This is a genomic window from Streptomyces avidinii (genome assembly GCF_014650695.1).
In the GTDB taxonomy this organism is placed as follows: Bacteria; Actinomycetota; Actinomycetes; order Streptomycetales; family Streptomycetaceae; genus Streptomyces; species Streptomyces avidinii.
The window spans coordinates 74,192-86,975 of sequence record NZ_BMVL01000012.1 but is presented as its reverse complement, the minus strand read 5'-3'; the positions used below and the strand labels follow the sequence as shown (position 1 = coordinate 86,975).

17 protein-coding genes are annotated in these 12,784 nt (G+C 70.7%); 12 read left to right on the top strand and 5 right to left on the bottom strand.

The genetic code is table 11. The annotated features are described in order from the left end of the window. Positions 1-42 precede the first annotated feature (42 nt). The 4 genes from IE257_RS27725 to IE257_RS27710 all read left to right on the top strand — a co-directional run bounded on the left by IE257_RS27725 (position 43) and on the right by IE257_RS27710 (position 2,336). Complete coding sequence (locus tag IE257_RS27725) at positions 43-1,056, top strand: sugar-binding transcriptional regulator (RefSeq protein ID WP_030388458.1); 1,014 nt, start codon at positions 43-45, stop codon at positions 1,054-1,056. Positions 1,057-1,181: 125 nt separating this feature from the next. Then, the gene (locus IE257_RS27720; RefSeq protein WP_030012151.1) at positions 1,182-1,403 is read left to right on the top strand and encodes a CarD family transcriptional regulator; all 222 of its coding nucleotides are present in this window, start codon (positions 1,182-1,184) and stop codon (positions 1,401-1,403) included. A 49-nt stretch (positions 1,404-1,452) separates the two neighbouring features. After that, positions 1,453-1,908: a guanyl-specific ribonuclease gene (locus IE257_RS27715; protein ID WP_189972625.1), complete on the top strand. Its 456-nt coding sequence runs from the start codon at positions 1,453-1,455 to the stop codon at positions 1,906-1,908. Continuing rightward, positions 1,905-2,336: a barstar family protein gene (locus IE257_RS27710; RefSeq protein ID WP_189972624.1), complete on the top strand. Its 432-nt coding sequence runs from the start codon at positions 1,905-1,907 to the stop codon at positions 2,334-2,336. The genes IE257_RS27715 and IE257_RS27710 overlap by 4 nt, the downstream gene beginning before the upstream one ends. Before the next feature lie 161 nt (positions 2,337-2,497). Here the strand turns inward: IE257_RS27710 and IE257_RS39230 are convergent, their stop codons facing one another. The 5 genes from IE257_RS39230 to IE257_RS27685 form a co-directional block, all read right to left on the bottom strand. Beyond that, on the bottom strand, positions 2,498-2,974 hold the full coding sequence (locus IE257_RS39230; protein ID WP_189972623.1) for a group II truncated hemoglobin: 477 nt from the start codon (positions 2,972-2,974) through the stop codon (positions 2,498-2,500). Further along, positions 2,971-3,300 (bottom strand): antibiotic biosynthesis monooxygenase family protein, encoded by a 330-nt coding sequence (locus IE257_RS39225; protein ID WP_189972622.1) that lies wholly within the window; start codon positions 3,298-3,300, stop codon positions 2,971-2,973. The genes IE257_RS39230 and IE257_RS39225 overlap by 4 nt, the downstream gene beginning before the upstream one ends. Before the next feature lie 73 nt (positions 3,301-3,373). After that, on the bottom strand, positions 3,374-3,883 hold the full coding sequence (gene abmR / locus IE257_RS27695) for an ATP-binding transcription factor AbmR (protein ID WP_189972621.1): 510 nt from the start codon (positions 3,881-3,883) through the stop codon (positions 3,374-3,376). Between the two features lie 55 nt (positions 3,884-3,938). Further along, positions 3,939-5,678, bottom strand: a complete 1,740-nt coding sequence (locus IE257_RS27690; RefSeq protein WP_189972620.1) for an FAD-dependent oxidoreductase — start codon at positions 5,676-5,678, stop codon at positions 3,939-3,941. Next, positions 5,675-5,947 (bottom strand): UBP-type zinc finger domain-containing protein, encoded by a 273-nt coding sequence (locus IE257_RS27685; protein WP_372453103.1) that lies wholly within the window; start codon positions 5,945-5,947, stop codon positions 5,675-5,677. Before IE257_RS27685 ends, IE257_RS27690 begins: the two co-directional genes overlap by 4 nt. A gap of 296 nt (positions 5,948-6,243) precedes the next feature. On the opposite strand from IE257_RS27685, the gene IE257_RS27680 reads away from it, so the two are divergent. From IE257_RS27680 to IE257_RS27645, 8 genes are read left to right on the top strand one after another with little or no spacing between them, the layout of a single operon-like run. Next, positions 6,244-7,068, top strand: coding sequence for a type 1 glutamine amidotransferase domain-containing protein (locus tag IE257_RS27680; RefSeq protein ID WP_189972619.1), 825 nt, complete (start codon positions 6,244-6,246; stop codon positions 7,066-7,068). Positions 7,069-7,110: 42 nt separating this feature from the next. Next, positions 7,111-8,757, top strand: coding sequence for a thiamine pyrophosphate-binding protein (locus tag IE257_RS27675; RefSeq protein ID WP_189972618.1), 1,647 nt, complete (start codon positions 7,111-7,113; stop codon positions 8,755-8,757). Positions 8,758-8,794: 37 nt separating this feature from the next. Next, on the top strand, positions 8,795-9,229 hold the full coding sequence (locus IE257_RS27670) for a nuclear transport factor 2 family protein (RefSeq protein WP_189972617.1): 435 nt from the start codon (positions 8,795-8,797) through the stop codon (positions 9,227-9,229). 35 nt (positions 9,230-9,264) lie between these two features. Next, a complete protein-coding gene (locus IE257_RS27665; protein WP_229920700.1) occupies positions 9,265-9,720 on the top strand; it encodes a nuclear transport factor 2 family protein in 456 nt (151 codons plus the stop codon). 13 nt (positions 9,721-9,733) lie between these two features. Continuing rightward, positions 9,734-10,117 carry a nuclear transport factor 2 family protein gene (locus tag IE257_RS27660; protein WP_052873961.1) on the top strand — a complete coding sequence of 128 codons (384 nt, stop codon included), beginning with the start codon at positions 9,734-9,736 and terminating at the stop codon, positions 10,115-10,117. A gap of 13 nt (positions 10,118-10,130) precedes the next feature. Beyond that, positions 10,131-11,744, top strand: a complete 1,614-nt coding sequence (locus IE257_RS27655; protein WP_189972615.1) for a GMC family oxidoreductase — start codon at positions 10,131-10,133, stop codon at positions 11,742-11,744. Next, a complete protein-coding gene (locus tag IE257_RS27650; protein ID WP_189972614.1) occupies positions 11,737-12,348 on the top strand; it encodes a DJ-1/PfpI family protein in 612 nt (203 codons plus the stop codon). The genes IE257_RS27655 and IE257_RS27650 overlap by 8 nt, the downstream gene beginning before the upstream one ends. Next, positions 12,348-12,782 (top strand): VOC family protein, encoded by a 435-nt coding sequence (locus IE257_RS27645; RefSeq protein ID WP_189972613.1) that lies wholly within the window; start codon positions 12,348-12,350, stop codon positions 12,780-12,782. Before IE257_RS27650 ends, IE257_RS27645 begins: the two co-directional genes overlap by 1 nt. The last annotated feature ends 2 nt before the right edge of the window (positions 12,783-12,784 follow it).

Genomic DNA, 12,784 nt, shown 5'->3' with positions numbered 1-12,784 from the left:
GTCGAGAGTGTGAACAGCAGTGAGGAGAGCGCGGTGTCTGCAATGTCGGCGGGACGGTCAGCCCTGCGGATGGGACCCGCGGAGCTCGTGCAGGCGGCGGCCATGGCGCGCCGCTTCTACCTGGAGGGCAAGTCCAAGATCCAGATCGCCGAGGAGTTCGGCGTGAGCCGCTTCAAGGTGGCCCGGGTCCTGGAGACCGCCCTGGAGCGTGACCTCGTACGCATCGAGATCCGGGTACCGGCGGAACTCGACGCCGAGCGGTCGGACGCGCTCAGGGCCCGCTACGGGCTCCGGCACGCCGTCGTCGTGGAGTCGCCGGCCGATGCCACCGAGGACGCGCCCGACCCGGAGAACCTGGGCGCGGTCGCCGCCGACCTGCTGGGCGAACTGGTCAACGAGGGCGACGTACTGGGCCTGGCGTGGGGACGGTCGACCATTCACATGGCCGCCTCCCTGCACAGGCTGCCCCAGTGCACCGTGGTGCAGCTGACCGGCGTGTACGACGCGGGCACCGCCGAGCGCGGTTCCGTCGAGGCCGTCCGCCGGGCCGCGCAGGTCTCGGGGGGCGACGCGCACCCGATCTACGCGCCGATGCTGCTGCCCGATCCGGCCACCGCGGCCGCGCTGCGCAGCCAGACCGGTATCGCACGCGCCTTCGAGTACTTCGACAAGGTGACGGTCGCGGCCGTCTCCATCGGCTCCTGGGAGCCGGGCATCTCGACGGTCCACGACATGCTGACCGACGAGGAGCGGGCCCACTACGCCTCGCTGGGCGTCGCGGCCGAGATGTCGGCCCACCTCTTCGACGCCGAGGGCCGACGGGTCGGGCGGGACCTCGGCGAGCGGTGCATCACCGTCGAGGCGGACCGGCTGCGGCGGATCCCCGAGGTCGTGGCGATCGCGGGCGGGCTGCGGAAGGCCTCGGCGATCGGGGCCGTGCTGAGGTCGGGTCTGGTGACCAGCCTCGTCACGGACACGGCGGTCGCCGACTACCTGCTCACCGAGTCGGCCCCGGGGCTGCGGCCGGCCCTGGACCGGGCCGACCCGGACGACTGAAACGGCCTGACCGGCCATGACGGCCCCCGGCGGCCCTTCTGATGTCGCCGCCGGTGCGGATGGTGCTGGAATTGAGATCGGAACGGCGGACCGCGCGGCGGCCTGCGGGGCGCATACTGGTTTCAATGACAAAGTCAGCAGTACCTCGCCGCCATTTGCCGTCCAGCCCGTTCAAGGCCCCCGTGGAACAGCCCATCCGGCAGTTCAACGTCGGCGACCGGGTTACTCACGATGAGCACGGCCTCGGCCGTGTCGTCGGAATCGAGGAGGGGATCGCTGTTCTCGTCGACTTCGGTTCGGTCCAGAAGCGAATCCTGAGTCCCTACACCAAGATGGCCGCCCTCTGAGGCGACCGGGCGATTCGCGAGCGAATCGGATATTTGGCACGATCGGTGCATGATCTTTCGGAACGTGCCCCGATCGTTGCTGCGTTTGCTGGGGGCGCTGTTCCTCTGTGCCGCGCTGGTCGGTGCGGTGGGTTGTGCCGGGCAGAAGGCCGCGCCCGCGCCTACCGCCGCCAGCGCCACTGCAAGTGCCGGTGCCCGCGCCACTGACGTCCCCGGGTGGGCGAAGGGGATGGCCACCGTACGGGCCGACGGGCTGCCGCAGCAGGCCCGTGACGTGCTGGCGCTCATCGACAAGGGCGGGCCGTACGCCTACCGGCAGGACGGCACGGTCTTCGGGAACTTCGAGAAGGCCCTGCCCAAGCAGAAACGTGGCTACTACCACGAGTACACCGTGCGGACGCCGGGGGAGCGGGACCGTGGGGCCCGGCGGATCGTGACGGGCGAGGGTGGGGAGTTCTTCTACACGGACGACCACTACGAGACCTTCAAGGCGGTTCTCCGATGAGCCTGGACCCGCAGCCGCTCGCCCCGGCGCTCGAGGCCGCCGAAGCCGCGGGCCGGACGATCGTACGGCTGGATCTCGACGGGGTACGCGGCAAGGCCGAGCTGATGCGGCGGTGCGGGGGTGCCCTGCGGCTGCCGGAGTGGGTCGGCGGGAACTGGGACGCGCTGGCCGATGCGCTGCGGGACCTGTCCTGGTTGCCGGGGGGCGGGGGGTGGCTGGTGGCGGTGACGTCCTGGCGCGGGTTTGCGGGTGCGCGGCCGGGTGAGTGGGAGACATTCGTCGAGGTGCTGGAGGAGGGCGCGGACTTCTGGCGGGCGCGGGGGGATGGCGGGCCGTTGCTGGTGGTGCTGGCCGAGGCCGAGGTCGGGCCCGGGCCGGTCGCCGGGGCTCCGCCCCCGACCCCGCGCCTCAAACGCCGGCGAGGCTGAAGGATCGGGGCTCCGCCCCCGACCCCGCGCCTCAAACGCCGGCGAGGCTGAAGGATCGGGGCTCCGCCCCGGACCCCGCGCCTCGAACGCCGGCGGGGCTGGAAGTGCGGCGGGGCTGGATGGGCGGTGGGGGCGGGTGGGGCCGGCCCGCCCCCGCTGGGTCAGGTTTGCGGGGTGGGCGGGATCCAGGGTGGGGTCTGGCCCCAGGACCAGACGGGGATCTTGGCCGCGTCGACCGGGGGTGGGTTGGGGCCCGAGTAGATCAGGGCCATGCGGGTGCCCCACTCGATGTAGTAGGCGAACACTCCGCGGAACTCGGGGTCCGTCGGGAGGCCGACCTCGTCGGCCGTGTCCATCAGCAGGTCCACCCAGCGGCGGCGCTGCTTCTCGGTGATCGCCCGCCCCAGGTGCTTGGTGGCCATGTGCTGGTGGCCGCCGTGGTGGGCGGTGTAGTCCGAGGGGCCGCCGAAGACCTCCGACAGCCAGACCGCGACGTGCTGCGGGTGCTCCGAGCCCATGCCGGCGAAGACCGGGGCCAGGATGTCGTCCTGCAGGGCGTGCGTGTAGAAGGCGTCCGTGAGGCGGTTCATCGCCTCCGCTCCGCCCATCCACTCGTAGATGGTGGGTGTGGTGCTCATCGTTCTCCGGCGGCCTTTCCCGTGCCGACCACGCCCGTCACGAGGTAGTGCTGCATCTCCTCGATGGCGGTCACGTACGGACGGATCGCGTTGAAGAAGGCGGGGAACTGGGCGCCCTTGCGGAACCCGCCGAGGTGGTCCTCGATGGAGGTCCAGCGGATCCGGAGGATGTAGCGCTCCTTCTCCTCCTCGCAGCGGGCCAGTTCGTAGTCGATGCACTCGGGCGAGGCGGCCAGGGACTCCGCGGCCCGGGCGTAGGCGTCCTCGAAGGCCGGCTGGTCGTCCAATGCGATCCGGTAGCGGATGTATTCGACGGTGGTGGTCATGGGTGCGTGCCTCTCCCTGGGTGTAGGTCGTCGCCAGCCTTACGCGATCACGCGCCGCAGTGGGCCGGATTCGTCATTCGGACTCGGACTTCATGGAGTCGGTGTTCCCCGAGACGTCGGGGCCCTGGGAGCGGACCCGCCGGACCTTGTCCAGGGAGTCGCGGAGTTCGGTGAGCCACTCGTCCGTGTTGCGCTCGACGAGCCGCACGCACCAGGCGAGGGCGTCGGCCCGGCTGCGGGCCACGCCGCCGGCGACCAGGGTGTCGAGGACCTGGCGTTCGGACTGGCGCAGGCGGGTCATCACCGGGACGGCGAGGTGGGTGAAGAGCGTCGTCTCCTCGCCCGCCCGTACGCCCCAGGCGACCTTCCGGCGGTAGAGGGACTCGGCCTCGCGGGCCACCTCGATGCGCTGCTCGCGGGTGCGTTCGCGGAACTCCTTGACCGACTCGGTCGCCGGTATGACACCGACGACCGTGATCTCCTCGCGGTCGACGACGACCGAGTCCAGGGACTCGTAGACGTCGACCGGCAGGCGCTCGGCGAACCATGCGCGGAGCTGTTCGTTCTGCTCGGCTGTAATCATGTAATCAACGTTGCATCCGTTGCGGCCTTGATCGCAAGGCTCGCGGCGTTCGCTCTCAGCCCATCGAGCGGTACCGGTGGATCAGGGAGACGGCCATCGCGCCCTCGCCCACGCCCGAGGCCACCCGTTTCACCGAGTGGGCGCGGACGTCGCCCGCCGCGAAGACGCCGGGGACGCTGGTCTCCAGGGGGTACGGGGCGCGCTCCAGGCTCCACTCGGCCGGGAGCTCGCCGCCGTTCGAGATCAGGTCCGAGCCGGTGAGGACGAAGCCGTACTCGTCTCGCTCGACCACGCCCGCGAGCCAGTCGGTGTGCGGGCGGGCGCCGATGAAGGTGAACATGAAGCGGGCCGGGACCTCGGTGTCCGCGCCGGTGTCCGCGTCGTGGAGGGTGAGGCGCTCCAGGTGCTCCTCGCCGTCCAGCCGGACCACGGTCGTACGCACCTTCACCTCGATGTTCGGGGTGCGGTCGATCTCGTCGATCAGGTAGCGGGACATGCTCGCGTCCAGGGAGGCCGCCCGCACCAGGATCGTCACGCGGGCGGCGTACTTGGCGAAGTGCACCGCGGCCTGGCCCGCGGAGTTGGCCCCGCCGACGATGAACACGTGCTGCGAGATGCAGGCCGAGCTCTCCGTGGTCGCCGCGCCGTAGTAGAGGCCCGCCCCCTCGAAGCGGTCCGCGCCGGGGGCGTCGAGGCGGTTGTACGAGACCCCGGTGGCCAGGAGCACCGTCTCGGCGGAGATCTCCGTACCGTCCGCCAGGGTGAGGATCTTCGCCGGGTCGTCCCGGGTCAGCGAGACGACCTCGACCGGGTGCAGGATCTCCGCGCCGAACCGGGAGGCCTGGATGGTGGCCCGGCGGGTCAGGTCGCCGCCCGAGAGGCCCGAGGGGAAGCCCAGGTAGTTCTCGATCAGGCTGGAGGTGCCGGCCTGGCCGCCCGGGGCGCGGGAGTCCAGCATCAGGGTCGACAGGCCCTCCGAGGCCGAGTAGACGCCTGCTGCCAGGCCCGCCGGGCCCGCGCCGACGATGACGCACTCGTAGTGCGGGCGGGAGGCGGTGGTGGCCAGGCCCAGGCGCTGGGCGAGCTGGGTGTCGGTCGGGGCCGAGAGCACCGACCCGTCGGGGAAGCGGACGAGGGGGAGTGCGCCTTCGGGCTGGGCGGCGATCAGGGTCAGCGCCTCGGGGTCCCGCTCGACGTTGAGGAAGCGGAACGGCTGGCCGTTGCGGGTGAAGAAGTCCCGGACGGCGTGGGTGCCGGGGGAGACCAGGTGCCCGGCGACGATGATTCCGTCGTACGCGGGCCGGTAGGTGGCCAGCCAGTCCGAGAGCAGGTCGTCGAGGACCGGGAAGAGCCGCTCGTGCGGCGGGTCCCACGGCTTGAGCAGGTAGTAGTCCAATCGGACCCGGTTGATGGCGGTGATCGCCGCGTCGGTCTCCGCGTAGGCCGTCAGCAGGACCCGCCGGGCGTCCGGGAAGCGGCTGACCGCCTCCAGCAGGAACTCGACGCCGGTCACGTCCGGCATGCGCTGGTCCACGAGGAACAGCGCCGGGTCGTGGCCGCGTTCGTCGAGGGAGTCCAGGATCTTCAGGGCGTCGGCTGCCGACGAGGCGCCGAGCACCCGGTAGCGGTCGCCGTAGGCGCTGCGCAGGTCGCGGCGGACGGCGCGCAGCACCTGCGGGTCGTCGTCCACGGCGAGGATGACGGGCTTGCGGTGCTCGGCGCGTTCGGCGGCCGCGGCCGCCGTGGTGGCGGTGGCGGCCGTGGTGGTGGCGGAACTCTCCGGGGCCGCGCTCATGCCGGGTCCAGCATCAGCTGGTCGGCGTAGCACCAGGCCCAGTCCTCGCCGGGCTCGTGGGAGGCGGCGATGGCGTGTTCGGTGGTCCGGTAGTGCCGGGTGGCATGACGGTTCCTCGACGAGTCGCAGCATCCGACGTGCCCGCAGCTGAGGCACATCCGCAGGTGCACCCAGCTGTCGCCGGCGACGAGGCACTCCTCGCAGCCCACCGCCGTGGGTTTCACCGGACGTATCTGATCGATGTGTGTGCACAACAGGTCCATCGTCATCGTCCCCGTCCCTCTCCTCGTGCTCCTGCACGTTCGGCAACGCATCAACACGGCCCGCACGCCCGCGATTCACGGCGCGTGCAGACCATAGGGCGGGGTCGGTGCAATGGTTCATCGAATCGGCCGAAGTCAGGTAGTCCTGAAGCTACTTCCTGACCTCCGCGGACGACTTCCTGAGGTGCTGCCACGAGCTGGGCCGCTACCTCACGAAGTCGCACACCAGCGCTTTGACGAAGCCCCCGGGCGCGGCCAGTGTGGGGGACGCCAACGACAACAGGCGGCGCCTGGAGGAATACGTGAGCAGAAAGATTCTGGTCATTGTCTCCGAACATGGTTACTGGGCCGAGGAACTGATAGGACCGGTATCGAAGTTCGACGAGCGGGGCTACGAGGTCATATTCGCCACGCCGACCGGAAAGCGTGCACACGCTCTTCCGCCGAGCCTCGACGCGAACTACATCGATCCGCCGCTGGGACGCTCCGTCACCACCGAGGAGAACGCCCGGCTGGGGCGGGAGTTCGAGCAGTCGAGCCGGCTGGACTCGCCGCTCGACATCGAGGCGTGGGTCCCCGAGCGGCCGTACACGAGCGAGGCGGGCTACCTGCCCAAGCTGGAGCAGTACCACCGTGATCTCGACAAACTCGACGCGGACGTCGCCGGGTACGACGCGATCCTCATCGTCGGCGGCAGCGGACCGATCGCCGACCTCGCCAACAACGAGCGCGTGCACGCCCTGATCCTGGCCTTCCGGAAGGCCGGCAAGGTCGTCGCGGCCGAGTGCTACGGCGTCGCCTGCCTGGCCTTCGCCCGCGACTGGGGCGACCGCAGGAGCATCATCTGGGGCAAGCACGTGACCGGCCACTGCAAGGAGTACGACTACAAGGACGGCACCGGTTTCCTCGGCACCGATTTCAACATGGGGCCGCCGCCGTATCCGCTGGAGTACATCCTGCGCGACGCGACGGGCCCGCGCGGTGCGTACCACGGGAATTTCGGCAAGCCGGTCTCGGTCATCGTCGACTTCCCCTTCGTCACCGGACGCTCCACCCCCGACTCCTATCTCACGGGGCAGAAGATCGTGGAAGTCCTGGAGGACGGTCTCACCCGATACGGCTGGTAGTCCCGGAATTCGCCGGGAAATCGGAGAATCGAGGGGGAATTCATGGAAGCCACTCCCGGACGGGAAAGGCTGATCGAGCAGTTCAAGGCCGACGGCCTGAAGGTGATGTTCGGAAATCCGGGGACGGTGGAACAGGGATTCCTCGACGCGGTGGACGCGGCGGAGGACTTCACCTACGTCCTCGCCCTCCAGGAGACCGTGGCCGCCGGCATCGCCGACGGGTACGCCCGGGCGACCGGTGGCGCGGCCCTGCTCCAACTGCACTCCGGGGTCGGCCTGGGCAACGGCATCGGCATGCTCTACCAGTCGTTGCGCGGCCACACCCCGCTCGTCGTGGTCGCCGGTGACGCCGGGGTGCGCTACGACGCCATGGACGCGCAGATGGCGTCCGATCTGGTGGCGATGGCGAAGCCGGTGACCAAGTACGCGACCCGCGTCACCGACCCGCGGTCCGTACTGCGCACCGTCCGGCGGGCCGTGAAGATCGCGCTCACCCCGCCCCGGGGGCCCGTGTTCGTGGCCCTGCCCATGGACGTGCTGGACGAACTCAACTCCGAGCCCGTGCTCCCCGCCACGCGGGTGCTCACCGACGTGGCGCCCTCGCCGGCCTCGGTGGGGCGGGCGGCCGAGCTGCTCGCCGCGGCCGAGCGGCCGATCGTCCTCGTCGGGGACGGGGTCGCGCTCTCCGGGGCGCAGAACGAGCTCGCCGCCGTCGCCGAACTGCTGGGCGCCGACGTGTACGAGGTCGACTCCTCCGAGGTGAACATCGCGGCCTCGCACCCGCTGCGGCGCGGCCAGACCGGGCACATGTTCGGCCCGCACAGCAAGGAGCTGGTGGGGGACGCCGACGGGGTCCTGATCGTCGGCACCTATGTCTTCCCGGAGGTCTTCCCCGAGCTGGAGAGCCCCTTCCGGGCGGGCGCGAAGGTCGTCCACATCGACCTCAACGCCTACGAGATCGCCAAGAACCACCCGGTGGACCTGGGCCTGGCCGCGGATCCCCAGCAGGCGCTGCGCGCGCTGGTCGGCGTACTGGAGCAGCGACTGGGCCCGCAGCAGCGGGCCGCGGCGGCCGCCCGGCTCGACGTACGGACCCGTGAGCGGGTCCGTCAGGAGCGACAGGCGCGCTCGGCCCCGGACGACGGCACGCCGATGGCCGTCTTCCTGAGGACCCTGGCCGAGCGCACCGGCGGGGACCTGATCGTCTTCGACGAGGCGCTGACCACCTCACCCCTGGTCACCCGGTACCTGCCGGCGGAGCGCCCCGGCGACTACCACCTCACCCGGGGCGGTTCGCTCGGCGTGGGCTTCCCGGGCGCGGTCGGCGCCAAGCTGGCCCGGCCGGACCGGCTCGTGGTGGGCTTCGCCGGCGACGGCGGGTCCATGTACACCTACCAGGCCCTGTGGACGGCGGCCCGGCACGGCATCGACGCCAAGTTCGTGGTGTGCAACAACCGCAAGTACCGGCTGCTGGACGACAACATCGCCCAGTACTGGCGGGAGCGGGACATCCCGGAGCACGGCTTCCCGGGCTCCTTCGACCTCTCCCACCCCGAGATCGACTTCGCCGGGCTGGCCCGGTCGCTCGGCGCCGGCGGGATGCGCGTGGAGAAGCCGGACGAGGCGGCCGCCGCCGTGGGCCGGATGCTGTCCCACCCCGGGCCCTTCCTCGTGGACATCCAGATCTGACCAGAGCACTCACGCAGCACGGACAGGAGGAGAGCGCATGCCCGCCGAGCGGCAGTTGACCGAGGACGCGATCCGCAGTTTCGCCGAGCACTGGTACGTGGCGCTGGACCAGCACGTGGGCCTTGCCGACGTGCTCGCCCTGACCACCGAGGACCTGGAGTTCAAGGTGCCCGAGGACACCTTCCTCGGGCACGAGGGCTTCGGCCGCTGGTACGCGGCCGTCACCCACCGCTTCTTCGACGAGGTCCACACCGTGACGAAGGTGGAGCCCGTCATCGAGGGCGACCGGGCCGTCGTCCGGGTCCTCGTCAACTGGCAGGCCAAGGTCTGGGACCCGCCGGCGGCCCGCAGCGTGTGGCTCGGCTTCGACGCCGACCAGACCTGGACCGTCGTCGCCGGTCCCGACGGACCGCTGATCAAGCAGTACACCGTCAACGACCTGGCACCGATGCCCGGTTCCGCGTCGCTCTGAGCGCCGGCGAAGGAGAGAGAGCGGGAGAAGAGACGATGACCGAAGTGACACAGGAGCGGGTCCGGGCCGCCTACGCGGCCCTCGGCTCGGGCGACCGGGCGCGCATCCTGGAGTACTACTCCGAGGACCTGCGCTGGCTGGTGCCGGGCAACCATCCGCTGGCCGGCTGGTACGAGAGCCTGGACGCCTTCCTGGAGCTGATGGGGCAGACCCACAAGCTCACGGCCGGCACCTTCCGGATGGACATCCGGGCGGTCCTCGTCGGCGAGGACTGCAGCGCCGACGTGTGCCGCAACGTGGCCGTGCGGGACGGCGCGGACGCGGCGAGCGGGTCCCCGTACGAGCGGATGGACTACCCGGTCTTCCACTTCATGCGGTGGCGGAGCGGCCGGATCGTCGAGGGCCGCGACGGGCTCTTCGGGGACTCGGCGACCGCCTTCAGCCAGTTCTGGGCACCGTTCGCGCCGGACGGGACCCGCAGGGACCGATAGGGGGACGATCACGATGGACCGACACGAGAGCCATACCGAGATCCTGCGCAAGTACTACGAGTACGCCAACGCCGGGGACTGGGACCGCTGGTGCGACCTGTTCGCCGACGACCAGGTGATGGACGAGCAGCTGGCCGGCCACATCGAGGGCCTGGACGTCCTGCGCTCGATGATGAAGGGCATGGGGACGATGTACCGGGTCTTCCGGAACGAGCCCGTGCACTTCGTCGTCGACGGCGAGAAGGCCGCCGCCGTCTCGCACCTGACGGCGGTCAGCGCCTCCGGCGAGCCCATCGAGGCCGAGGTCATGAACTTCTTCCGGATCGTCGACGGAAAGATCGCCTACATGGCGAACCACCACGACACGGTCCCCTTCCAGGTGCTCGGCCAGGACTGAGGGGAGCACGGTCATGGCTGCAGAACAGGCAGAGGAATACGACTACGTGATCGTGGGCTCCGGCACCGCCGGCAGCGTGCTGGCGGACCGGCTCTCCGAGGACCCGGACGTCTGCGTCCTCGTCCTGGAGGCGGGCGGCTCCCGCATCCCGCCCGAGGTGGACGACCCGTCCTCCTGGTACAAGCTCCTCGGCGGTCCGGTGGACTGGGGCTACACCAGCACCCCGCAGCCCGGACTCGACGGCCGTCGTACCTACGAACCGCGCGGCAAGGCCCCCGGCGGCAGCAGCAACCTCTACATCATGATGCACATCCGGGGCCACGCCTCGGACTTCGACAACTGGGCCTACCAGGGCGCCGCCGGCTGGTCGTACGAGGACGTGCTCCCCTACTTCGCCCTGCTGGAGGGCCAGGAGGACGCCACCGCCACCACCACGGGCACCCGCGGCCCGCAGCGGATCACCAACGCCTCCCTGCACGGGCCCAACCCGGTCTCCCGCGCCTTCATCGACGCCGCCGTCGAGCTGGGCCACCAGGAGATCGCCGACTTCAACACCGACGGACCCCGGCGCGGCCTCTTCGGCACCGGCTGGCACCACATCGACGTGGCCGACGGCCGCCGCCAGGGCGTCCTCGCCGCCTATCTGGAGCCCGCGCTGCGGCGCCCCAACCTGACCCTGCGCACCAGCGCGCAGAGCACCCGGCTGCTCTTCGACGGCGACACCTGCACGGGAGTCGAGTACACCCAGCTCCGCGCCCCCGCCGAGATCCCGGGCCGGACCGTCCGGGACGCCCACAGCAGCCCCGCGGAACCAGGGCCGCACACCGTACGGGCCCGCCGCGAGGTGATCGTGGCGGCCGGGGCGATCGAGTCCCCGAAGCTGCTGCTGCTGTCCGGCATCGGCCACCCGGAGCAGCTGCGCGAGCACGGCATCGAGGTCACCGCGGCCCTGCCCGGGGTCGGCGAGAACTTCCACAACCACGTACTGACCGGGCTGATGGCCGAGGTCACGCAGGAGCTCCAGCCACCGGCGCAGAACCTGTCGGAGAGCGCTCTATTCCTGTCCTCGCAGCCCGGCCTGCCCGCCCCCGACCTGCAGATCGCCTTCGTCCACGTGCCCTTCGACGTGATCGTCGGCCAGGACCACCCCAACACGGTGTCCATCCTGCCCGGTGTCGTACGGCCGGTCTCCCGCGGCTGGATCAGGCTGGCGAGCGCCGACCCGCTGGCCCACCCGCTGATCAACCCGAACTACCTGGGCGACCGGTGGGACCTGGAACGGATGGTGCAGGGCGTCAGGATCGCCCGGGAGATCTTCGCGACCTCCGCCTTCTCGCCCTGGTACAAGCAGGAGCTGCAACCCGGACCCGGCTGTGCGAGCGACGACGACCTGCGGACCTTCGTGAAGCAGAAGTCGGAGAGCTACCACCACCAGGCCGGCTCCTGCCGGATGGGCATCGACGACCTCTCGGTCGTCGACCCCGAGCTGCGGGTGCACGGCGTACGCAACCTGCGCGTGGTCGACGCCAGCGTGATGCCCGCGGTCCCGTCGGGCAACTGCCACACCGCCATCGCGATGATCGCCGAGCGCGCGGCGGACTTCCTGAAGGGGGCCTCCCGTGTCTGACGCGGTCCTGCGCGACGGCGCACTGTCCGGGACCCGGATCGCGGTCCTGGTCGAGAGCGACTACTACGAGCCGGAGATCTTCTACTACCAGCGCCGCTTCGCGGAGGAGGGCGCCGAGGTCGACTTCCTGACCCGGCTGTGGGGCAACGACTCCATCACCTTCACCGGGCACGAGTACCGGGCGCCCTTCACCGCCACGCAGTCCCTGGAGGGGCTGAGCGACGAGGAGCTGCGCCGGTATGCGGCGATCATCGTGCCCTCCGGCATGGTGGCCGACCGGCTGCGCTACACCGAGGACGTGGACGTCCTCGCCCCGGCGACCGACCTGCTGCGCCGGGCCTTCGCGGAACCGACGGTCCTCAAGGGGATCATCTGCCACGGCATGTGGCTGGCCTCCTCGATCCCGGACCGGATCCGCGGCCGCAAGGTGGTCTGCCACAACAACCTCATCGGTGACGTGCGGAACATGGGCGCCGAGTACGTCGACGAGGACGTGGTGGTCGACGGTGACCTGGTCACCGGCCGCACCGGGGCCCACCACCACCTCTTCGCCCGCCGGATCATCGAACTGATCGCGGCGGGCCGGGGCCGGGGAGCCGGCTGATGGCCGGGCTGCGCTGGTCCCACGTAGGACTGAACTGCACGGACCAGAAGACCACCGAGGAGTTCTACACCCGGTACTTCGGCTTCGCCCGGGCCCGGGTGGTCGACCTCGGAGAGGCGCAGATCGTGTTCCTGCGCAAGGGGGACGCGTACCTGGAGCTCTTCGCGGCCGGCGGCACCGAACCGGCGCGGACGGCGCACGAAGACGGCCCGCAGGCACCCGGCCGGATGCGCCACCTGGCCTTCCAGACCGACAGCGTGGACGCGTTCCTGGCATCGCTCGGCGACGCGGCGGAAGTGACCCTGGGGCCACTGGACTTCGACGACTTCATCTGCGGCTGGCGGACCGTGTGGGTCCGCGATCCCGACGGGGTCATCGTCGAGGTCAGCCAGGGGTACGAGGACGACGGCTCTCACGACAAGGACGGTGCGTGACC

What these genes read in the sequence shown, in the direction of transcription:
- IE257_RS27725 (WP_030388458.1), top strand. Translation starts at nt 43, where the DNA reads ATGTCGGCGGGACGGTCAGCCCTGCGGATGGGACCCGCGGAGCTCGTG.
- IE257_RS27720 (WP_030012151.1), top strand. Translation starts at nt 1,182, where the DNA reads ATGACAAAGTCAGCAGTACCTCGCCGCCATTTGCCGTCCAGCCCGTTC.
- IE257_RS27715 (WP_189972625.1), top strand. Translation starts at nt 1,453, where the DNA reads ATGATCTTTCGGAACGTGCCCCGATCGTTGCTGCGTTTGCTGGGGGCG.
- IE257_RS27710 (WP_189972624.1), top strand. Translation starts at nt 1,905, where the DNA reads ATGAGCCTGGACCCGCAGCCGCTCGCCCCGGCGCTCGAGGCCGCCGAA.
- IE257_RS39230 (WP_189972623.1), bottom strand. Translation starts at nt 2,974, where the DNA reads ATGAGCACCACACCCACCATCTACGAGTGGATGGGCGGAGCGGAGGCG.
- IE257_RS39225 (WP_189972622.1), bottom strand. Translation starts at nt 3,300, where the DNA reads ATGACCACCACCGTCGAATACATCCGCTACCGGATCGCATTGGACGAC.
- abmR (WP_189972621.1), bottom strand. Translation starts at nt 3,883, where the DNA reads ATGATTACAGCCGAGCAGAACGAACAGCTCCGCGCATGGTTCGCCGAG.
- IE257_RS27690 (WP_189972620.1), bottom strand. Translation starts at nt 5,678, where the DNA reads ATGAGCGCGGCCCCGGAGAGTTCCGCCACCACCACGGCCGCCACCGCC.
- IE257_RS27685 (WP_372453103.1), bottom strand. Translation starts at nt 5,947, where the DNA reads ATGACGATGGACCTGTTGTGCACACACATCGATCAGATACGTCCGGTG.
- IE257_RS27675 (WP_189972618.1), top strand. Translation starts at nt 7,111, where the DNA reads ATGGAAGCCACTCCCGGACGGGAAAGGCTGATCGAGCAGTTCAAGGCC.
- IE257_RS27670 (WP_189972617.1), top strand. Translation starts at nt 8,795, where the DNA reads ATGCCCGCCGAGCGGCAGTTGACCGAGGACGCGATCCGCAGTTTCGCC.
- IE257_RS27665 (WP_229920700.1), top strand. Translation starts at nt 9,265, where the DNA reads ATGACCGAAGTGACACAGGAGCGGGTCCGGGCCGCCTACGCGGCCCTC.
- IE257_RS27660 (WP_052873961.1), top strand. Translation starts at nt 9,734, where the DNA reads ATGGACCGACACGAGAGCCATACCGAGATCCTGCGCAAGTACTACGAG.
- IE257_RS27655 (WP_189972615.1), top strand. Translation starts at nt 10,131, where the DNA reads ATGGCTGCAGAACAGGCAGAGGAATACGACTACGTGATCGTGGGCTCC.
- IE257_RS27645 (WP_189972613.1), top strand. Translation starts at nt 12,348, where the DNA reads ATGGCCGGGCTGCGCTGGTCCCACGTAGGACTGAACTGCACGGACCAG.